At 61.2% G+C, this 21,527-nt stretch carries 19 protein-coding genes; 1 reads left to right on the top strand and 18 read right to left on the bottom strand.

The window, feature by feature from the left end:
* The first annotated feature begins 11 nt into the window (after positions 1 to 11).
* Complete coding sequence (locus ABWV89_RS11880; protein WP_353396945.1) at positions 12 to 1,373, top strand: MFS transporter; 1,362 nt, start codon at positions 12 to 14, stop codon at positions 1,371 to 1,373.
* Here ABWV89_RS11880 and ABWV89_RS11875 read toward each other — a convergent pair.
* From ABWV89_RS11875 to ABWV89_RS11790, 18 genes are all read right to left on the bottom strand, one after another.
* Complete coding sequence (locus ABWV89_RS11875) at positions 1,370 to 1,966, bottom strand: GNAT family N-acetyltransferase (RefSeq protein WP_353396942.1); 597 nt, start codon at positions 1,964 to 1,966, stop codon at positions 1,370 to 1,372. The two genes, ABWV89_RS11880 and ABWV89_RS11875, sit on opposite strands and share 4 nt — an antisense overlap.
* A 24-nt stretch (positions 1,967 to 1,990) precedes the next feature.
* On the bottom strand, positions 1,991 to 2,803 hold the full coding sequence (locus tag ABWV89_RS11870; RefSeq protein WP_353396939.1) for an alpha/beta fold hydrolase: 813 nt from the start codon (positions 2,801 to 2,803) through the stop codon (positions 1,991 to 1,993).
* Between the two features lie 109 nt (positions 2,804 to 2,912).
* A complete protein-coding gene (locus ABWV89_RS11865; RefSeq protein WP_353396936.1) occupies positions 2,913 to 3,776 on the bottom strand; it encodes an SDR family oxidoreductase in 864 nt (287 codons plus the stop codon).
* A gap of 36 nt (positions 3,777 to 3,812) precedes the next feature.
* Positions 3,813 to 4,301, bottom strand: a complete 489-nt coding sequence (locus tag ABWV89_RS11860; RefSeq protein WP_353396933.1) for a GNAT family N-acetyltransferase — start codon at positions 4,299 to 4,301, stop codon at positions 3,813 to 3,815.
* Positions 4,298 to 4,762 carry a methyltransferase family protein gene (locus tag ABWV89_RS11855; RefSeq protein WP_353396930.1) on the bottom strand — a complete coding sequence of 155 codons (465 nt, stop codon included), beginning with the start codon at positions 4,760 to 4,762 and terminating at the stop codon, positions 4,298 to 4,300. The genes ABWV89_RS11860 and ABWV89_RS11855 overlap by 4 nt, the downstream gene beginning before the upstream one ends.
* A 43-nt stretch (positions 4,763 to 4,805) precedes the next feature.
* Entirely contained in the window at positions 4,806 to 5,960 is a 1,155-nt protein-coding gene (locus ABWV89_RS11850) for a hypothetical protein (protein ID WP_353396927.1), read from the bottom strand.
* The gene (locus ABWV89_RS11845) at positions 5,957 to 8,008 is read right to left on the bottom strand and encodes a hypothetical protein (protein ID WP_353396924.1); all 2,052 of its coding nucleotides are present in this window, start codon (positions 8,006 to 8,008) and stop codon (positions 5,957 to 5,959) included. Before ABWV89_RS11845 ends, ABWV89_RS11850 begins: the two co-directional genes overlap by 4 nt.
* Before the next feature lie 5 nt (positions 8,009 to 8,013).
* Positions 8,014 to 11,592, bottom strand: a complete 3,579-nt coding sequence (locus ABWV89_RS11840) for a hypothetical protein (protein WP_353396922.1) — start codon at positions 11,590 to 11,592, stop codon at positions 8,014 to 8,016.
* A gap of 205 nt (positions 11,593 to 11,797) precedes the next feature.
* Positions 11,798 to 12,235, bottom strand: coding sequence for a gamma-glutamylcyclotransferase family protein (locus ABWV89_RS11835; RefSeq protein ID WP_353396919.1), 438 nt, complete (start codon positions 12,233 to 12,235; stop codon positions 11,798 to 11,800).
* 160 nt (positions 12,236 to 12,395) lie between these two features.
* Complete coding sequence (locus ABWV89_RS11830; protein ID WP_353396916.1) at positions 12,396 to 12,806, bottom strand: SRPBCC family protein; 411 nt, start codon at positions 12,804 to 12,806, stop codon at positions 12,396 to 12,398.
* A gap of 107 nt (positions 12,807 to 12,913) precedes the next feature.
* Positions 12,914 to 14,086 carry a hypothetical protein gene (locus ABWV89_RS11825; protein ID WP_353396913.1) on the bottom strand — a complete coding sequence of 391 codons (1,173 nt, stop codon included), beginning with the start codon at positions 14,084 to 14,086 and terminating at the stop codon, positions 12,914 to 12,916.
* 103 nt (positions 14,087 to 14,189) lie between these two features.
* Positions 14,190 to 15,140 (bottom strand): TerC family protein, encoded by a 951-nt coding sequence (locus tag ABWV89_RS11820; protein WP_353396910.1) that lies wholly within the window; start codon positions 15,138 to 15,140, stop codon positions 14,190 to 14,192.
* A gap of 285 nt (positions 15,141 to 15,425) precedes the next feature.
* Positions 15,426 to 16,421, bottom strand: coding sequence for an FAD:protein FMN transferase (locus ABWV89_RS11815; RefSeq protein ID WP_353396908.1), 996 nt, complete (start codon positions 16,419 to 16,421; stop codon positions 15,426 to 15,428).
* Between the two features lie 16 nt (positions 16,422 to 16,437).
* A complete protein-coding gene (locus tag ABWV89_RS11810; protein ID WP_353396905.1) occupies positions 16,438 to 18,609 on the bottom strand; it encodes a 4Fe-4S binding protein in 2,172 nt (723 codons plus the stop codon).
* Positions 18,610 to 18,754: 145 nt separating this feature from the next.
* Positions 18,755 to 19,129, bottom strand: a complete 375-nt coding sequence (locus tag ABWV89_RS11805; RefSeq protein ID WP_353396902.1) for a hypothetical protein — start codon at positions 19,127 to 19,129, stop codon at positions 18,755 to 18,757.
* Positions 19,126 to 19,503, bottom strand: a complete 378-nt coding sequence (locus ABWV89_RS11800; RefSeq protein WP_353396899.1) for a hypothetical protein — start codon at positions 19,501 to 19,503, stop codon at positions 19,126 to 19,128. The genes ABWV89_RS11805 and ABWV89_RS11800 overlap by 4 nt, the downstream gene beginning before the upstream one ends.
* Before the next feature lie 172 nt (positions 19,504 to 19,675).
* Complete coding sequence (locus tag ABWV89_RS11795) at positions 19,676 to 20,350, bottom strand: HD domain-containing protein (protein ID WP_353396896.1); 675 nt, start codon at positions 20,348 to 20,350, stop codon at positions 19,676 to 19,678.
* Positions 20,351 to 20,368: 18 nt separating this feature from the next.
* Positions 20,369 to 21,472, bottom strand: coding sequence for a homocysteine S-methyltransferase family protein (locus ABWV89_RS11790; RefSeq protein WP_353396894.1), 1,104 nt, complete (start codon positions 21,470 to 21,472; stop codon positions 20,369 to 20,371).
* Between the last annotated feature and the right edge of the window lie 55 nt (positions 21,473 to 21,527).

Here is a 21,527-nt window from a genome sequence, read left to right as displayed (position 1 = left end):
TGACTCCATCCGTGACACAGCATTCCTCTGAATCCCTGAGTGTTGGCACCCGCATTTCATACGGTGCCGGCAACATCGGCCTTCAGTTCCTCGTGGCAGGCATGAGCTTTTTCCTCATGATCTTCTACACCGATGTGGCGCTGGTGCCACCGGCCATTGCCGGCGCTGCGCTGCTGGTGGGCAAGATCTGGGACACCATCAACGACCCACTTTTTGGCTGGCTCGCAGACCGCACGCAATCGCGCCATGGGCGCAGACGCGTCTACCTCATCTACGGTGCCGTGCCTCTGGCGCTGGCGGCCGCGGCCATCTGGTGGATGCCCGCCGGCATGAGTCCGCTCTGGGCTTTTGTCTGGATCATGCTCAGTTACGCGCTCTACGACACCATGCTCACCGTGGTGCAACTGCCCTACACCGCGCTGTCGGCCGAACTCACAAGCGACTACGACGAGCGAACCCGGCTGGTGAGCTACTCCTCTGCAGGCGCATTGGTGGGCTATGTGCTGGGCAGTGTGCTGCTGCCTAAGGTGGCTGCACAGTTCACCGACGAGCGCACCGGCTTCATTGTGGCCGGCAGTCTGGCGGGCCTGGTGGCTGGGCTGTCCATCGGCGTGGTGGCATGGCGCATTCGCGAGCGACCAAAAGACACGCCCGAGAGCAAAACGGCCGACCGCGAGAGCGCTGCCGACACACCTGTTCTGCAAAGCATGCGCCTTGTCGCGCGCAACCGCCCGTTTCTGCTGCTCAGCTTTGGCGCGGGTCTGGTGCGACTGGGCCTGACCCTGGTCCAGACCGCGCTGGCCTATTTCGTCGTCTACCAGATGCAAGGCACCAAAGCCGACATGCCGCGCTACCTCGGCATCATGTTGCTCGTGGTGGCCATCTCCTTGCCCATCTGGAAGATCGTCGTGCAGCGCTGGGAGAAAAACCTGGCCTATGTTGTCGGCCTGTGCTGCAGTGCGGCGGGCCTGATGCTGCTCTACGGCACCACCGAAGGCGCCACGCTGCGCCTGTATGCCGTCCTGGTCCTGTTCGGCATTGGCATGGGGGCTCACTGGATCGCCCCCTACGCCATGGTGCCGGACGCAGTGGACCACGGCAACATCCGCGACAAGAGCAACATCACGGGCATTTATTTCGGCGTGTACGGGCTCATTGACAAGATCGCCCGCACCATCGGCACCGCCATCGTTCCCTGGGTGCTCGCGGGCACCGGCTACGTGGCCAACACCGCCCAGACAGAGCACGCCCTTGAAGGCATCCGCTGGAATGCCTCAGTTCTACCTGTGCTGTGCTTCTGCCTGGCTCTGCCGCTGCTGTGGCGCTACCCGATCACGCGGGCCTCACACCAGCGCCTGATGGATCGAAGCTAAGCTTTGCGTGGGTGGGGCGTGGTTTCCGCCCTCTCCCGCCACGCAGCAGCCGGCAAGCGAAACAGCACATGCTCTCGCAAGCGGCTGTCTGCCGGCAGCAGCGGATGCTCAAACGTCCCTGCTGCCTGCATACCCAGCCGAAGCATCACCCCGCGGGAACGCTGATTGGACTGCGCCGTGAAGGCCACCACTTCCGGCAAACCCAGTGCATCGAAACCCCAGGTCAGCGCCGCACTGGCCGCTTCGGTCGCCAGTCCCTGCCCCCACCAGGGTCGGGCCAGGCGCCAGCCCACTTCCACGCAGGGCGCAAACGGCAGCGATGCGTGCACGGCATGCAGGCCCACCATGCCCATGAACACACCAGAATCGGCGTGTTCGGCCGCCCAGAACCCCCAGCCCTGCGCCTCGATTTCTGCGGCGCACCGATCCACCAGGGTATCGCTCTCCGCACGCGTGAGTGGTGCAGGGAAATGGGCCATGACCTCCGCATCCGCGTTCATCGCTGCAAACAGTGGCCTGTCCGCCTGGCGCCACTGCCGCAGGCGAACCCGCTGTGTTGTCAGCAACGCTGGCCGACCGTCATGTTGTGCCATTCGTTCTGAACCAAGCAAGCGGCCTCACTCCCTTACAGCCTGCAGAAAATCGATCATGTCCGGAAACGCCTGCCTGTCCTGGTAGAAGAACAAGTGTCCGCCCTCGTACATGCGCAGCGTCGAATCCGGAATCCGGGCGTGCAGTGCTTCCAGCCGTGGTGGCGGCGCAATGCCATCGAACTGTCCCCCTGCAATCAGCACTGGCATGCCGAGCTGCGGCAAACGTTCATAGGTATTGTGCTGCCGCCTCGCTTCGAGCTGCTGGCGCGCGCCTTCTTCACGCCCCGGCTCATCGGCGCCGACCTGATAGGCGTCGAGCGTCTGCTTCATCAGCGCGTTCCATGCGGCCGGATGCGCTGCCACCCAGTCATCATCCCGGCGAAGATCGCTCTGGCGAAGCATGCGCTGCGCATACGCCTCCAGAGGCAATCCATGCCACTCATGCAAAGGAAAGGACGCCCCGCCCTGACCACCACTGCTGGTGCAGGCCAGCACCAGGCGCTCCACACGCGCTGGGTGTCGCAAGGCCAGTTCCTGTGCCACCATGCCACCAAATGAAATGCCGACCACACTGCAGGTGTCCCAGCCCACAGCATCGAGCAAGCCTGCTGCATCCTTCGCAAAATCGGCCATGCTGCCGGCTGCGGCCGGCAGGCCAGACTGTCCCATGCCCCGATGGTCATACGACAGCAAATCAAAGTGATGAACAAACGGCATGTCGAACACCCCGGGCTTGCGCCGCAAGTCGCTTCCGGTCCCGCTGATCAGCAACAGGCGCGGGCCTGAACCTCTTCGCTCATGGTGGATGGAAAGCCCGTTGATGTGTGCAATGGCCATGGTTGACACGTCTCCTCGTGGGCAGCATGTTCACGCCTGAGACGGCACCAGCTGGTCGCTTGCGGGACGCTGCTGTCGCCTCCAGGAAGAATGCCTTCCTGACTATGACTCAGTTGGCGCTGGAATCGCGTTTGAGCGCTTCGAAATGCGAGCGCAAGGTACGCCTACCGTATAACGGCGCCACCATTTCCCGCGCCATCACGGTCAAAAAGAACTCGATCGGCCCCGACACGGTGCCTGGCGCAAACGTCCGCACTGCCCACAGCACCAACCGACGCACGCCATCGGGCAGGTGAGTGATGCGCGCCCGCTGACCCAGCACATCAAACGCAGCCTGCGCAATCTGGTTCTGCGTCATCACCTGCGGCCCGCCCGCGAGCACCTCGGTGTCATCGCTGGTCAGCGCATCGGCGCACACCACGGCCAGGTCTGCGCCATCGATCGGGTTGCTGCGCAATTGCCCGTCGCCAAACAGCCAGACTCGCCCTTGGCGCGCCATGCCGAGTATCTCGCCCATGTCGGAGAAAAACCCGTTGGGCCGGATCACGCAAGCATTCATACCCGAAGCACGCAAATCGTCCACAAAGCGTTCCTTGGCGTCGCAAATCTTCAGATCACGCATCTGCTCACCCTGCAGCACAGACACGTAGACGAAACGTCTGACGCCTGCACGTTGCGCTTCAGCCAGCAGGTTCATGTTGGCCTGATAGTCCACGTCCATATAGCTCAAGCCATCCTTTTGCCGCGTGATGCCCACGGTGGTGATCACCACATCGATGCCGTCGCAGCATCCGGCCAGGGAAGCCGGTTCGGTCACCTCTGCCTTGACAATGTCATCTGCCGGCACCCCCGCTGACGCCAGCGCCTCGGGTCGCCGCGCAAGCGCCCGCACCCACAAGCCACGGCGACGCAACTCGTGCGCGATATGTCCGCCCAAATACCCGGTCGCACCTGCCAACAAGACTCTGGTCATGCGAACATTGTGCCGACAACTTGTGACGATGAGCCGTCACGCCGCCTGCGCAAACATTCGGTAACGCACAAAGCGTTGCCCGTCGATCACAAACTCGCCATCTGGCACAAAGCCCATGCGTTGCATGCCGCGCTGCCGCACCCGGCTCGGCGGGAGAAGCGCAGTCATCGATGGCAGCTTCAGCTCGTCAAATGCGCGCTTGAGCACCGCCTTGCAAATGGCTAGTCCATGACCCCATGCCTCGGGAAGCAACACCAAGGCCAGATCAGCCTCGCCGTTCTCGGGCTGCGGGCCACCCCAGCCAGCGAATGCACCATTGAGCTCGACCACCCACGGCCCGTAGCCATGCTCGCTCCACAGTCGAGCCTTCTCATTTCGCCACGCCAGCGCCAAGGCTTCGTCAAACGCCATGGTCGCCAGAGGCAAGTGGGTTCTGACCTGCGGGTCGTTGTGCAAACGCGCAATGTCCGCCAGCGACGCCTCGCCAATGGGCAACAGGCGAACGACGGCGCCAGGCTGATTCACAGCCAGCGCCGCACGCGGCTCAGGTAGTCCAGGTAGGGCTGGCCAAAGCGTTCGGACAACATCCGTTCTTCCGGCTGTATCTGCCAGCGGTCGATGTACAGCACAAACAGCGGCACCCACACCAACGCGACCACGCTCGACAAAGCCAATGCCCAGCCCAGCAGGATGAGCGCCATGCCCAGATACATGGGGTTGCGCGTGAAGGCGAACACGCCGTCACTCACGATGAGCTGCGATTTGCCAGGGTCACGCGGGTCCAGCGTGGTGCCCTGGCGCCGAAAGCGCAGGGCGGCAGCCACCATGACGCCGGCGCCTGCCAGCCCCACCGCCATGCCGATCCACCAGCGCGCTGGCAAGTGGAATCCGGCGGACGGAAAGGCCCATGCACAGGTGGCCATCAGCATGCCCACCAGCAAGGTCAGCAGCAGGGGAGGGATGCGGGTATCAAGGGAGCTCGCCATGGCACCAATCATATCGGCGGACGGCGCTATTGGCATGGGCTTTTCAAGGTTCTGAAAAACCACTCCAGTAATTCATGTCGGAGTGACGGTTGATGAACTCCCCGCCTCCAAAGTGCTTGTCAATGTGTCTCGACAGAATCTCAATGCACAAGTCGTAGTCGCTGTCGCGCATGTTCTTGTGCGCTTCGTACTGAACCGCACCAAAGTCGTCGATAAGATGCTTGAGGTGCTTGGCGTAATAGGCTTGAATCGAGCCTCCATGATCCACAAAGTCCTTGGTGGTAAAGACCTGGTGATTGAACATGGCCGGTATGAGCTGCTCCAGAAACTCGCGCTTCTCCGCGGCAGACACCGGCGGGCGCATGGCATTGATTTCGGCCAGGATGTTGCCCATGGTCAAAAACCGGTCGGCCACGAACTCCTGGAACTGTTGCATGCGGGTCTTGTAGCCTCGCAAGGGCTGCCGAATGGGCTGAATTGGAATGTCGTCAGCACCGTCTGCAGCTTCATCAACAGCTTTCTTGGCGAATTTCACCACTTTGCTGTCTATGGTGACGGGCAGTATCCACGGCCCTGTTCCCAGCGCCCTGACCTCACCGCCGGTACGTATGCCCAGGTGAACAAACACGTTGATCGTCGCATCGGTGATGCTGGTGGTGCTGGTACTGCCCTCTTCCATGAGCACGCGAACCTTCTTGATCGGCTCGGTCACCGGCAGATCCAGCATCACCTTCGGCACAAACTTCTCAGGGCTGCGAACAATCTGCGCCAACAAGTGGTTGTTGTGCGCGTAGCGCCTGAACACCACTGCCTTCTGCTGCTTCAAGCCAGTGGCGATGTTTTGCATGATCTCCTTGAGGGAGCCTTGGTAGAAGGTACCCACCTCCAGGCCCGAAGCCGTCTTGATGTAGCCGTTGTTCTGCCATTGCCGAAACGCCACGTCCTTGAACATCACCATGTCTTTGATGAAGACCGCCACCAGCTCCGCGTTCTCACGCTGATAGCCTCTGCGTGTCATGATCGCAGTAAACGCGGCAAGACGATCCACATCCAGGCCCAGGCGCTTGAAGTGATGCGTGAGCATGAACTCGATCTGACTGAGTTGCGGCACCAGTTCCGCTGCATCGTTGGCATTTCGCAGCAGCAGCATGAAGCCGCGCCGGATGTCAGCGAAGGCTTGAGTGACAAGCGGGTTCATGGCGACGAGGGCAAAGGCTGTTGCACGACCTGCCCTTTCTGGTCTACAGTGCTCCCGCCCGTGATCAACAAAATGACGGCGATGAAGAAGTTGAGCGTGGAGCAGCGCTGATACCAGACGTCCACCAGTTCGAGCAACCAGCGAACGTCGTCCCCATCCGGCGCATCCACCTTTGAACCAAACGCCAGACGCAAGGCGTCGCTCACCTGGTCTTTCACCGCACCGACCGCATTCCACACTTTCTGAATGACCGTCTGCACCAATTTGACCAGGCGTTGCGGAATCATTGTGGCCATGCGCTTGTATACGCCCAGCGATTCGACCGCCTTGCGCGAGAGCTTGAGAAACCGCATCGCGTCACCCAGCTTTTCCACCTTGGACAACTTGGCCGCCGCCGAAAGCACCGTGCCCGTACCGGCTGTACAGAACATGAGGATGATGTCGACCACCAAAGGCCCCAGCACCGAACCAATGCGAAACCATTGTTTGATGACGTACCACACGCGTTCGAGCAAACTGGCACTGGCGTCGTAGGCATCGAACATGAGCTTGAGCGTGCCCTGTAGCGCACCACCCATCGCCTTGCCCATGTATTGCCCCACCAGTTGTCCATACTCGGCAGCGTGCAGTTTGAAATCGTCAATGACCTTGCGCGCCAGGTCCACCAGCAGCTTGCACATCTCCGGCAGGTCTTGCTGGAAGAAGGTCTTGAGATCGAAGCTCGGGAACCAGGACTGCACTGTTTCATCGCTGACCGGCGCCATGTCCTGAGGTGCCATCGCGCTGGATGCCGCATTCAAGCCTTGCTTGAACACCCACTTGATGCCAGCAAAGCTGTACTTGATGATCATCACAAAAGTGCTGACGATGTCGTAGATGATGCCGTAGACCGTGCCCACCACGAACGCCGTACCGCCCACTACCGCACCGCCCACGGCCAGGTCACCGATTTGCTGTTGATTACAGTTGAACGTGGCGTAGGTGCTGCCGAACACATCCGCCAAAGTGTCCTTGGACAACACCGTCGCAGCCACCTCCTGCTTGAAGATCTGATTGGCTTTCATGAGCGCGATCAGGTCGCTGCTGGCATACCATTGGGCCAGCTTGGCCATGAAATGCTCGAATACCCAACCCACGTCGGGCAAAAGCTTGAAGGCTTTGTCGATCTTGCCAAGCAGGCCGCTGGACAGCTCGCTGGCATACGCACCCACATCAAACGCCTGTGCGTTGAAGTCCAGCAAGCCATCGCGAGAGAGGCTGCCATCGTCGTCGGCCAAGCGTTGCTGCTCACCGGCATCGAGAATGCTGCGGGCTGCCGCTTCCATCGCCGACTGCAGTTTGCCGAACCATTGCGTTTCGTAGCTGCGCAAGTCGGCCGCCGATGGCAACATGCGCCGGCAGTCGTCCAGTGCGCGGAACACCGTTTGCTGCACACTGGCCAGTGAAAACAAACCTGCTGTCTCGGTTTCGCTTTCGACGGTGGCACTGCCTTCGCTCTTGATCTGGAACAGGATGCGTTGAGCCACGTTCTTTCGAACCGGAGCGAAGCCTTCGTTCAGCGGCGCCGAAGTGGCGTTGGACAGCACGCTGCCGCTCACCAGCCGGCGCAAATCGGTGCCTATGCTGAAATGGCAGCGCTCCTGACCTTCTCCCTGTGAGCAATCGACAAACACACAGCATTCGGAAGGAAGTGGCTTGCACTGCGCATGCAGCGCTTCGGCCAGATCAGCGTCGGACGTGAGTACCACCCATGCGCCAGTGGTATTCTCCGCATACTGTCCGCCGGGGAGGACCACGCTGGCGAGCATGCCCAACAGCCGGGCCTGACTGCGCTGCACGTGCTTGTCCAGGGCCAGAAACTGCATGCCATGGCGCCGCGTGTGCTCTGCCAGCCCCACCTGGTTCAGCGCATCGAAGATGTCGTGCCCACTGGCGCCGAACGGGCTTGACAACGCCAGGCCAAACGGACTGCCGCCTTCTTTGGAACCGGCGCGGGGCGCCAAAGGGCTTTGGATGGTCGGCGCCGGAAACGGCGCATCACGAAACATGTGCCTCAGGCGCTCTTGTCGCGTTCCAGAATGTTCTGCGAGCCTTCGAGCAGCGTCTGAACGTCTTTGTCACCGATGCGTTCACAACACGGCAGGCCTTCGTCGCGCAAGTAGACCGAGTCACCCTGCACAATGGTCAGCGTGGTCGGCAATCGGGTCGGCCATTCGTCTTCGACCATGCCCTTGGTTTCTTGCAGCTCATCGGCCACAGACAGGTACAGGTCGTCATCGGTATCGAGCACCAGATCGCCACCGTTCCAGATCTCGCCCGTGTTCAGGAAGTAGGTCACCGCGTCTTCAAAGCCGCGCCGCACCGGCACCACCACACGCGCCATGCCGCTTTGCAGGAACTTCACGAACAGCGGGTCGGACGGCACATCCAGCAGCATCTTCTCTTCCCAGTCGCACCGATCGCCCCAGTAGTATGGGTAGAACAGGTAGGCCATGGTAGGCCAGAGAAAGGCTTGCTCGAAGAACTTGACGTGTGAGGCGTACTCCTCCCATTCCTTGCTTTGATCAACAATCGGCACCTTGCATGGACCGGGCTTCACAAAATCCACGCCGAAGTCGATGCCGAAGGGCCGGGTAAGCATGTCGATGGCAATGCGCTTGAGCTCCTGCTGCTCCGTCAGGCGGTTCTGCGCCGGGCTGGCACCGTATTGAATCTCTTCTTCCTCATTGGCCGCAGCAGCGGCCTCCTGGGCCCGCGCGGCTTCCCACGCAGCCAACTCGCGCTCGTAGTTTTCAAGCTGGCGCTGGTAGGCGGTGCGCAAGGTGCTGTAGCAACGTTCTTGCCAACCTACGAATTCCGCTTCCAACATTTCGAACGTCAGGTCACCCGAGATGTTGTAGTCATGGACATTCTTCATCTCGACTTTGAGCTTCACCTCCCCTTCGAGTTGTCCCGAGTACACCCAGGTCATGTTCATGTCGGTCCATTCCCAGTCAGCTCTGTTGTCAGAGTCTGTCTTCTGAAGGGGGTGGCCCTGACCGCCGACCGATGCTTTGGTGTTCTTATCTCTCAGCTTGACTCGGCCACCCATGCTCGCCCGCATGAAGGTCTTGTGCTCTGACCCCGTGTAGTGATACAGGAACTTCACGGTCAGATCTGCTATGCTCAAACGGAAGCCGTGCGGCACCTGAATGGAGAATGTCTTCGACTTCAGTTTGCCACTGTCGTCTGGCTTCCCGTTGGGCAATGATGGTGCAGCAAAGTCCACGCTGCTCAGTTCCGAGTCGGCAAACGGTGGGTCTTCCAACACGGCGTCGAACTGCTCCTCCAAGGTCCGGTAGTCCTTTCCCTCTGTTTTGCTGTCTTCCGGGTTCTCCTCTCGAAGGATATCGGCGGAGGAGTAGATGCCTTGTGCTTCAAGTGTCTTCGGTGGTTGCGGTTTGCTTGTCTCGTCTATCGGCCCTTCGTCCGTGGGTTTGTTGGCCCGGTTCAGGGCCTTCAGGTAGAACACGGCAGGCTCCGGGATCAGGAACTCCACCATCAGGTGCTTGCCGTAGTTGATCAGCCGGTTGCGGTAGATGATGTCAAGCCAACGGTAGACACCTGTGACATGTTCGGTACCTTCACGGTTGTCAAAGCCGTGCCGGTTGGTCTCCTCGAATTCGGAGAGCATCTTGGACGTGCGCTTGACAGTGGTCTTCTGCAGCACACGTTCGGTGGCGGCCCGCGTCACGTCTTCCGCATATGTCCGTGCATCGGTATTCGACGCCGTGCTGCCGTTGGAGTAGCCGAAATCGAATGCCGCATCGGCCCGAAACTCCTGGCCCGCCACCGATCCCGTGACGCCAGTGCTGGCATTGGTGCCCACGTTGGTCTCGCGGTTCAGCACGGCGGCCACTTCCGATTGAAGCTCGTTGCGCATGGCTGTGCTGGTGTCGCGCTGGTTTTCGGCTTCCCAGGCGGTCGTGTCTTCCGTGGTGGTTTCCGTGCTGGTCAGGCTGCGCGTCTGGCGCTCCTTGTACTCGCGCGCCAGGATGTTCTCGATGTGCGAGACTTCGCCCGGCACATAGCAGCAGACTTCCTGCTCCACTTTGTGAAACACCGCCACGCCCACATTGTTCACGCCGAAGAGCCTGCCCTTCGCGTCCGTTTGCGGATCTTTGTCAAACACCTGGATGTCGTGATCCGGCAGCACGTCCCTGCCACCGGGCATCACCTTGCGCAGCGCCACGCCGCCCACGCGGTCTTTGGCCAGTGTCGTCTCCGCCGATAACTCCAGCTCGGTACCGTCATCGAGTTCGAGCGTGCCTTCGATCTGATAGCTGCGCGCTCTGCCAAAGTCGATCACCTGCCCCGGGAAAAGGTCCACCGAGACTTGGCGCCGCTGCAAGGTCGGCAACTCTTCCACTTCTGACGATTGGTAGACCTGTCCGTCGCCCGTCGTGAGCGTGATCGCCGCTTTACGGACAAACGCATCCTCGTCTGCCAGTTGCAAGGTCAGGTGCATGTCGCGCGACTCGTCGTCCACTGCCAGCTCATGCGTCACGATGAACGTGTCGACAGCCACAGGCGAGCGCGCCGATGCGCCAACGCCAGGGCGTTGCCGCTGCTCCGCCAGAGCCTTTCGACGCTCCTCTTTGGCAATGCGCTGGTCCAGCATGTTCTGGACACGCCCCAGGTTCACACCCCTGGCCTTTCGGTGCGCGATCAGCTTCCGCGTGGTGGCGGAGAAGGTGCCGGGCGCCTTTTCCTCCAACCGGGCAAAACTGGAGACGTCGCTGCGCGTGACTTCGTCCGATCGGCTCACCGCCTGGAGTTCTTTCTTGGTGCGTTGCAAGGACTTGATGCGTTCGCCGGTCACACCGGCGGTGTGGTCCTGGTGCAGCTGGTCGATGGCTGCGGGGTCCGGGCGACGGCGACGTGTGGTCTCACGTTCAACTTCATATTGGCTGATGTCCCTGCCACCTTTCTTCTGCTGGCCTTGCTTGCCACCTTCTCCTTCATCGGCTTTTCGCATCGCCCCCATGGAGAAGGCGCGCGGCATGACCACTTTGGCGCGAGCGACGCGCTTGGCAAAGGTGCTGATACGCGCATCGTCACTGGTTTCGTCCGGGCCTTTCGGCGCCTTGATCAGTTCCAGTGCACGAGACTCAAACGCCTCGGAGCTGAACACCCGGACAAAATGATCCGCCACCAGCATCTGGATGCAGGCTTGCCTCAAGGGTGCGTTCTTTCCGCCAAGCGCTTCCCGGAACAGGTTGTCCCACAGGGTCACCAGCGCGCCCATGGGCAGGGGTTCCAGCTTGCCACGGATGGCGTTGAGCTCTGCCACCGTCCAGTCCCGCGTTCGCTCCTCGTAGAGGCGCTGGGAAAACTGGTACATCGCGAAGTTCAGATGCGCCACGTCGTCTCGGCGGCGCAAGGCCTTGAAGTCTTTCTGGCGCTGGCGCAAGATCTGTCTCGCCACTGGCAGATCCTGTTCATCCAGCCCCTTGATGAAGTGGCTCTTGGACGGATCAGGGTGCACGACGAAGAACACACGTTTACGCTCGACATCGATCAGTTGAGGACTTTTGAAGGTGGCAAAGCTGAACAGCTCGGTGCGAATGGGCGTAGGAGTCTTCTCGGCCATGGGGCGCAGGCTTTCTTTCAAGTGACGCCAGAACCTTGGTCAAGGCAACAGAAGACGTGTCAGACCGGTACTAGCTGGTACTACAGAATGCCCTGGTTGTAGCAGCGCATGAACGCACTGCAAACCCAAAATTGATTACCCGCCACAGCCACATGTGTTTGCGTGAGTGGTCACATTCACGTCAAACCCTGCAAAGGCGACTCATTCACTCATTGAGCCAGTAGCCTACTGCCAAGGCTTCTGTATAGGCCTCGAAAGGCCCTTCACGGGTGAGACAGCGAACAAGCTGCTCCGGTGGTTTCAGGTAAACGTACGCCGTGAAACGCTCGTCACCACCCTCATGCGCCACCAGTTCCACCTCGCTGCGCACATAACCGTTCGGGTGGCCTACCAGCTCGAGCGTGTCCATCGCGTCCAGGGCTGCGGCGTCGACTTCGTAAACTTGCCCGCGAACACGCATGCCCTCGCCCGGCAGGTTCATCAGCCAGGGCGCGCGGTTTTCGGTGGGCAAACTCACCACGTACAAGGGCAACGCTTCACAGGTGATGAACTCATCACCCATGCGCTCTCCGGCATTGACGCCAAAATTCGGAAACCCTTGCTTGAGGGTTCCGTAGACAAACACTCTGACTCGCGACGACATGGCTCTGGCTTCTGCTGACTGATTCCGGGCTCTTGCGCCCACAGGCCACCATTGTCGCCGCCGGAATCACACCTTGGCACGCCCAAGGTTTTTCACCATCACCTCAAGCGGAGAAGGCGGCACAAAGCCACAACCATGGGGATAGCCTGTGCGCCTGGTCTCACGCCTTGGTCAACACATGCCGGCCAAAGTTGTCCAGAATCGCCTGCCAGCCTTGCTGCTGCATCTCGGCCGGGTTCTGGTCTTCGGCGTCGAACACCGTGGTCACCACCACCGCATCGCCGTCCTGCACAAAATCCACTGCCACCTGCCGACCATCGGGCATGGCGAAGGCCAGGCGCTGCTCGGGCACCACCTCGGTGTAGGTGCCCTCCATGTCAAAGCCAAAGCTGCCGTCCTTGGCTTCCATGCGGGAGGAGAAATTGCCGCCCACCTTCAAATCAACCGTCGAGCGCGTGGTGTGCCAATCGTCCGAGGCCGCATTCCACTTCACGATGTCGTCAGGGGTGACATAAGCTTTCCAGACCGTTGCCAAGGGCGCTGCGATGCGGGTCTCAATTCGAATTTTCATGAATGACTAGCTCCTGAGGCATTGGCCTCTTCACGGTTGATCAGACGGACACTGTTGGTTCCAACACATCCGACGATTGAAAGCCCGGCATATCGACAACAGACCGATCAAACGTCGTCATCCCGCCAGCATCGGCCATGGGCATCGATGCGAACCGCCATGCCGTGTTCCTCGTCCCAGCTGCAGCGCAGCCATACGCGGATGCTGGCATCTCCCGCTGGCGCGCCGGGCAGCAACTGTATGTCCCCCACTGCAACGTTGCGCTTGAGAAACGCTTCGCGGGTCATGGGCTGTCCGGCCAGGCGCTCTGCTTCCAGCTTCACCCATTCAAAGCAGGCGGAATCAGCATAGCCGGCGCCTTCGCCGAACACAAACTGATCCAGCACCTGGATCAAGTGGCGCTCGACGGAATCAGAGAGGGCAGCCAGATGCGGCAGCCACGAAACATCGACTGCCTGGGCATTGCCATCTCCTGCCGTCACTTCGACGACTTCGCTGGTGCTCCAGGGTGGCTCATGCACATGCAGCAAGCCATCGTTGTCCTGCCATTCGATATCGCTGTCGGGGTTGGAGAAGTTGTGTGCGCCATAGGTGTAGTGGGTGGCCCAGTCCTGGCAGAACACCCCATCGACCAACGCCTCACCCTGCTCGTTCAAGGCCTTCGCTGCCAGCTCTGCAAAGCACTCATCCGCCACGTTGAGCGACTTGGGGGCCTTCTGTTCTGCGCGAAAATCCTCTGCGCACTGCAAGGCGTCGTTTATCCACTTTGCGTCCGTCGACAGGGGTTCCGTGGCGAACAGGCCAGCCGCACTCGCCCCTGACTGTGCCTTCGCCACCAACGCCGTCGCATCCAGCGTCGTGTTGAAGAATGCCATCATCACGTGCCGTTTGAAGAAGGCGGCATGCGCAGGGTCGAACACACACAGCACCTGCAGCCAGCGTTCTTCGGGCAGCTCGACCCAGAAGTAGCGGAAAGAAAACGCCTTGTCGTCCCAGGCGTGGGTAAAGACGCGCCGCCCTCCTACCGTTGCCGCCATCGCATCGCCCGAATCCCTGTCCCGTTCGAACAGGCGACGCGCTCGTTGGGCATACTCGGCGCCCAGCACGGCATCGTCGCCGGCCAGCCGATCGGCCCGCATCACCTCCGCCCAGAGGTTGGCGCACCCTTTCGGCAGTGCCTGTTCGCCGCCGACGCTCAGCGCCAGCCTACCAGCATGCTCGTCGTCAAACCGAACCTCATCGAAGCAGGCAGGAAAACGAAAAACGACAGGTGCTTGCATGGGGAGGCGTCCGGTGAGTTAGATCTACAAGTGCTCATGCCAGAGCACATCGAACTCTACCCTTTCTCTCCCACCTTTCTCTCCAACCTTTCTCTCCAACCCTTCAGGTGTTGGGCGCCGTCTTCGCACTCCAGAGCATGGTGATGGCCAATATCCCCAGCACCACCCCCAGCGACACCGCCACCGGAATCTTGAACACATCGATCAACATCATCTTGGTGCCAATGAACACCAGGATCACGGCCAGCCCGTAGTTGAGCAAGTGGAAGCGGCCTGCTGCGGCCTGCAGCAGAAAGAACATCGCCCTCAAGCCGAGGATGGCAAACACATTGCTGGTCAGAACGATGAAGGGGTCGCGTGTGATGGCAAAAATGGCCGGAATCGAATCCACGGCAAAGATGACGTCGGTCAGGCCGACCATGGCAATCACCATCAGCAATGGCGTGGCGATCTTGCGGCCATTCTCCACCGTGAAGAAGCGCTCGCCGTCATACCGCTGGCTCACCGGCATCCAGCGCCGCAGCAGGGTCAGCGCAGGGTTGTCATCCAGGCTTTCTTCCTTGCCCGCTGCCCACCACATCTTCACGCCCGTGAGCACGAGGAAGGCCCCGAAAACGTAGAGGATCCAGTGAAACTGCGCCAGCAGCCAGCCCCCCACCAGAATCATCACCGTCCGCAGCGCAATCGCCCCCAGGATGCCGTACATCAGCACCCGCTTCTGGTAAGTGGCCGGCACGGCGAAATAGCTGAAGATCAGCAGAAAGACAAAGATGTTGTCGACGGCCAGGCTCTTCTCGATCAGGTAACCGGTGAGGAACTCCAAAGCCTTTTCGTTGGCCAGCGCGGTGGAGCCGGTCGCATCCCGCACACCCCACCACAGCAGAGCGTTGAAGACAAAGCTCACCCCTACCCAGGCCAACGACCAGTGCACCGCTTCGCGCACGCCCACTTCGTGCGCCCCTTGCTTGCGCAGAACGACAAAGTCCACCCAGATGGCGGCCACCACAAAGACCACAAAGACGGCCCAGAGCCAAAGAGGTGCGATGGTATCCATGGTGAGTCTCGGGTGGCGAGTGGCGGGTAGAGAAGCGCGTGTGGCTGGAAGCAGTCGAAGCAGGAACAAAGTCCTGCGGCTGAGGTGGATTGTCTCCAGCCAGTGCCATTCCCCACCATGTGAAGGTTCTTCCTGTTTTTCCTGAGGATTGCTGACGCTATCGCTCGAAAAAAGGAAAGCCAGGAAAGCCACCTCACCACTGCGCGACCACACCACGCCACGGCCCGCTGGCCAGGCGATCAGCCGGTCAGGCCATCAATTACCTGATCGGCTCCCGCGCCTCATTCACACAAGCGCCACATCGCTTGTCGCCGCCCAGTGGCCCTTCTTGTCCACCCACAGCACACCCACCTGCCATTGCCTGGCCAATGCGGGAATGCGCTCTGGCCCGCTGACGAACATCACCTTGGTCAGCGCATCGGCCAGCATGGCCGAAGGTGCCAGGACGGTCACGCTGCTCAACCCCGAGGGCGAATCCGCCGTGGCGGGGTCGAAGATGTGGTGATGGCGGTGGTCGGCGCTGAAGCTGCTGCGGTTGTCGGCCGACGTCGCCACTGCCCGGCCGTCGCTTCGAATGGCGGCGAGCAATCGCTGTTCGTCGCGCGGGTCTTCCACGCCCAAGGTCCATGCGGTGCCACGTGGGCTTTGCCCCAGGCTGGCGTGTTCCCCGGTGTCGATCAGCGCATGGGCCACGCCATGGTCTTGCAAAGCCTTTCGCGCCGCATCGGCCGCGTAGCCTTGCGCGATGCCGTTGAAAGTCATCGCCATGCCAGGGCGCTGAAAGGCCACACGCTGGTCGCTCACGACCACATGCTGCCACCCGGTGCGTTGCCGTGCCTCGGCCAGGGCCGCGGCAGAGGGCAAGCGCCCCTGGCGTGTCGCATCCGCCCAGGCCTGCCACACCGGCTGCACCGTCGCATCGAACTGCCCGCCGCTGCGCTCAGCCACCATTTGCGCCGTGCCCAACACCGCCAGAAAGTCCGCACTGGGCTGGTCCAGAAATCCTTGTTGGTTCAGGCGCACCAGTTCGCTGTCTTCGCGGTACAGGCTCATGGAGGCTTCCACCCGCCGGATGGCCGCCACCGCCGCGTCCAGCCCCACGTCCACTGCTTGCACATCGGTGTGCGCCGCACGCAAGCTCAGCTGCGTACCCAGGCCGAACATATGCCGCTCGCGCCAGACCAAAGGCGGCTGAGCGGCGGTGACCATCGAAGGCAATGGCGCTGCCAAGGCTGCCCCGCCCAGCGAGGCCAAAATGATTTGTCTGCGTTGCATTGTCATCGTTGCCACCTCTCCATCAAGCCTTGGCCGTGCCCTGCACCGGCAGGGAACGCACAGGAATGACCTTGCCCTTGCGCTTCTCCACCACCAGCGGTGTGCACAAGTCGTTGCTCTCGTAAATCACCACGCAGTCCAGACACTGGAAACACTCGTTGTAGTCGATGGCGCCTTGCGCCTCGATCGCCTGGTACTCGCAGCTGCGGCGGCAGGTCTGGCACGGCTGGCCACATTCGGCACGGCGCGGCAACCACTTGAACAGCCGTACCTTGCCCAGCACCGCCACGCCCGCACCCAAGGGACAGATGTAGCGGCAGTAGCCCTTGTAGACAAAGGCGCTGAGCGCCAGCAAGCCCACCGCCCACAAAACAAATGGCCAGGACCGATCAAACACGAGTGTGATCGCTGTCTTGAAGGGCTCCACCTCCACCGCCTTGTCGGTGTAGGACGCCGAGACAAACGGCATGGCCAGCACCACCGCCAGCACCACATACTTGATCTTCTTGAGCTGCGCATCGGTGCGCGTATGCAAGCGCAGTTGCGGCAGCTTCACCCAGCGCGCCACCGTGCCCACGAATTCCTGCAAAGCGCCAAACGGACACAGCCAGCCGCAGAACGTGCCCCGCCCCCACACGAACAGCGTCACCACCACGAACGCCCAGAGCAGCACCGTCATCGGGTCGTAGAGGAAGAAGTCCAGGCTTCGGCCCGCCAGCAGCGCCTGGATCAGCGCCGTGAAGTTCACGATCGACAACTGCCCCTGCGCAAACCAGCCGATGAAGAACAGTGTGTACAGCAGGTAGGCGTGGCGAACCCACTTCAGGCGCGTTGGCGAAACCGTGATCCAGCGCGGCCGTGCCAGTAGCACCGACAGCACCAGCAAGCCAACGCCCAATACGCCGATCTCCCAGGCACGATCGGTCCACAGCGAATGCCAGGTCTTGTTGTTGCCGTCGGGCAGGTCAAAGTAATCGGACGGCATCGACGCGTTCACGTCAAAGGACTTGCGCTCCTTCTCCGGAAACATCTGCCCCTTGGTGCGGGTAACGCTCAGCGCAAAATCCAGTGGCTGCGCCGGGTCCAGGCTGGCCTGGCTGATCACCTTGAAAACGCGCCAATGCACATCGTCGCCATACACATCCCAGCCCTCGGGCAGCTTCGGCGTGGTGTCGGTGACAAAGTCCCGCAGCTCGATCGGCAAGCCGGCCTGTGTCAATGTGAGACGGTCTGGTACAGCGCCGGGGGTGTAGTCGTCGCCCACGAAACTGTAGCGACCCCGCGTGGCCACCAGAAAAGCATGGTCGCCCGGTTCAATCCAGCCCATCAAGTGCTTCCACCCTTTTTCGGGCAGCACGTTGCGCCCCACCGTGGGCACATTCAGATGCATCACCAGCATTTCGGTGAACACGCCATCCGGATCGGCCAATGCCTCCGGGTCCTGCCCCTCGCCCACCGTATCCTTGAAGGCGGCTTCCACGTCCTTGTTCAGAATCGTCCTGCGCGTGACCAGGCCTTCGTCTTCCAGGGCGGCCACATTGTCCATGGGCTCAAACTTGGTGCCCTTGATGCGGCCCACCATGTCGGGGTCCGTGCCCAGCGCAAAACCCAGGCGCGCCCGCGCCACCTTCAACGCAGCGGACAACATGCTCTGATTGACGATGCGCACCGAGGCGGTCGCCTTGGCCACGCCATCCACATACACATTCGCGCTGCCGGCTTCGCTGTCCTTGTTCAGGTTGGAGCCAATCTTGATGTTCTGCGTGATGCCCAGGCCCTTGTACTGGTCAACGAACTTGTTCAGCGGCTCCGGCCCCAGGCCTTCCACGAACACCGGTTCGCGCTGCGAGAGCACTTTCACTTCCAGGAATTCGCCTTTGGGCCCCAGCGCAATCAGCAGGTTGACCGGCGTACCGGAGAAGCCGGGCACAGGCGCAAAGTCGAGCGACTCGAACACATAGCCCACCGGCGCAGGGTTGTCCCAGCCTTTGTCGGTCCGGGCCTGGCGAAAGAGCGGCCACACCGGCAACTCCGGGTCTTGCTCTCCAACGATCAACGGCTCAGGGAAGTACGCAGCCAGCGCCTCCCGCGTCAAGGTCGTGGCCTGGGCCGTGGTGCCGATGCCCAAAAGGCCCAGACACAGGCACACCAGCACCTTCCGCCAGATGGAAAACAAAAGATTCGCGAAGCCCATAACAAGTTGCTCAACTATGAGACAGAACCTGTTAGTGGTGCAACTCTTGTTCCATTGAGGGTTTACCCGACATGGTGACACCACGCCGGATCAGCCTTGATCAGATCTGGCCAGGCCTGGCGCCCGGGCACAGGCAAGACAGAACCTACTGGCCCAATGCCATGATGGGTACGTACAGCGCCATCAATCCGAAGGCCATCGACGCCACCATCAGCGCCGTCCAGACCAGTTGCCACACTATCGGCTTGCGAGTTGCCTGAGGCGATGCGCTGAAGCCAACCGAGCACCATACAGCCAGGGCCAGACCGACCAACGGAAAGCACCACCACACCAGGGGATAGCTCACCAACGCAACTTGCACAGCCGGCAGCGAAGCCCCAAAGTTGACATACACTTCTTCGAACGCCGCCGTCACCGACAGTGCCGCAATGGCCAGTGCCAGCTGAAGAGCGAGCAATCCCCAGCTAGCGAACTGCCACCCGGATCGTTTGCCTTTTTGTACTGGCTGCTCAAACGTCATATCCGCGTCTTCGCCAACCGCTTCGCATTGCTCACCGCCTTGCGGTGCACAGGCGCCAAGCCCTTGGCCGCAATGCGATTCACCGCCGCTGTCAACGAAGGCACCTGCCCCGTGAACCATGCGGCAGCCCATGCCTGCTGCATGCGCCAGGTCTCCATGGCCATCGCCATCCAGGCTTGAGAAAAAGCCAGTTGCTTTTCCATCACCATACCGGTGAACTCCTTGCGGTCACGCGGAGAGAGCAGCGGCCCTGCCATGGCCATGCGGGTCAAACGGTGCGCCATCACCTGCGGTACGGCCATGCCGAGCTGAGCGAGCTTGGCCTGATTGCTTCTGCTACTGCTGCTTGAGCGGGTCTTGCGAGACATCACCATGGTCCACTCCTGTGCCTGCCATCTTTGCCTGATACGGCATGCGCCGCATCCCTGTCGATCTTGTTCCAGGCACTGTAGCAGTCAAACCCCACCACATGCGGCTTTTCAGCACAGCTTTCTCTGGTCACAGTGGGTCACACAGTGGGTCAATGGGGCGCCACCAGGCGACAAGTCAGCCGCCCCTTACAGCCAGACCCAGGTTGATTCGGGCCTGCGCCTCCCACCGGGAGTGAAAGATGTCCGTCGCGTATATCCGCTCACGTTTGAGGAACCCGCGCAACACCTGCTGGCGTTTCAAGCCGTAGATCGGACCCGGCACCCACTGATACTCGAATCGGACCTGCCGCTCGTACTGCGCAAACCGCTCAGGTGCTGCGCCCAGAATCGAGAGATCGATGTCCACCAGCAACTGCTGGTCAGCATCCGTCGGCAGCGCGTCATGGCAAGTCGCCATGATCAGGTCATGCACGCTTTGCTGCGTGGTCGCTGAGGCGCCAGCGTCGTTCAGCACGCGAGCTGCCCACTCAGCGCTGGCCTTTTCATTGCCGCTGCCACGTGGGTTGTAAACAGCATCATGGAACCAAAGGGCGATCTCCACTTCGCCCGGGTGTTTCGCCAGGTTCCGTGCATCGCCCAGATGCGTCAGGCATTCCTGCAGATGCTGCAGGGTGTGATAGCCGCGCTGGGGTTCGCCATACGCGGCCAACACCTGCTCACGCACGGCCTCAGGCGGCGAGGCCAGCTCCAGTGAGGCCCAGGCCCTCTCCCAGGAATGTCCGAGGACATCCCGGTCCGGCGTCATGACCCCGACAGGCGGCAGTGTTTCATCGGAAGCCACTGCGCGCATGCCCCGGACAGTTCACGTTCAGGCCGCAGCCGCTTCCGGGGCCTCGTCTTCCCGATAAAACCGTCCCGGCTGCGCCAGCAAGCGCGGGGCCACGGGTGCCACCGCATCATGGATCGCGCCAATATGGCCGGGCGTGGTGCCGCAGCAGCCGCCCACGATGTTCACCAAGCCTTCGTCGGCAAATTCCTTGACCAGGCGGCTGGTCACGTCCGGCGTTTCGTCAAAACCGGTATCGCTCATCGGATTGGGCAGGCCGGCGTTGGGGTAGCAGCTGATGAAGGTATCGCCCGCCACCTTGGCCAGTTCCTGGATGTAAGGGCGCATCAGCGTGGCCCCCAGCGCACAGTTCAGGCCGATGGCCAGCGGCTTCACGTGACGCACACTGGCCCAGAAGGCGGAGACGGTCTGCCCGCTCAGAATGCGGCCGGATGCATCGGTGACGGTGCCGCTGATGATGATGGGCAGGCACTCGCCGGTGTCGTCAAAGTACTGCTCAATCGCAAACAGCGCAGCCTTGGCGTTGAGCGTGTCGAATATTGTCTCCACCAAAAGCAAGTCCACGCCACCATCGACCAGGCCTTTGACCTGCTCGTAGTAGGCCGCCCGCAGCTGCTCGAAATTCACGTTGCGCGCCCCCGGGTCGTTCACGTCCGGGCTGATGCTCGCTGTCTTGGGGGTCGGGCCAAGTGCGCCGGCGGCAAAACGGGGACGCTCGGGCGTGCTGAACTTGTCGCAGGCCTGGCGCGCCAGCCTGGCTGACTCGACATTCATCTCATAGGCCAGCTCGGCCAGATCGTAGTCGTCCTGCGCCACTGACGTCGCGCCGAAGGTATTGGTCTCGACGATGTCGGCACCTGCGGCCAGATAGCCTTCGTGGATGTCACGCACCACGTCCGGGCGGGTGAGGCTGAGCAGGTCGTTATTGCCCTTGAGGTCCTTGTGGTGGTCTTTGAAACGCTCACCACGGAATTGCGCTTCGTCGAGTTTGAAGCGCTGCACCATCGTGCCCATGGCACCGTCCAGGATCATGATGCGCTGAGCCAGCAGGGCAGGCAGCGCCTGACCACGGGTATAGCCGCGCTCGGTGGACGATGAAATGGTGGTAGTGGCGTTGGAAGTCATGCCCCGATTGTAGGAAAACCGCAGCCTGTCCGGCGCACCCGCCTGTCAATGGCCC

It is taken from the genome of Hydrogenophaga sp. 5NK40-0174 (assembly GCF_040372165.1).
Taxonomy (GTDB): domain Bacteria; phylum Pseudomonadota; class Gammaproteobacteria; order Burkholderiales; family Burkholderiaceae_C; genus Hydrogenophaga.
The sequence above is the reverse complement of the archived record's forward strand: the minus strand, read 5'-3'. Positions and strand labels throughout refer to the sequence as shown.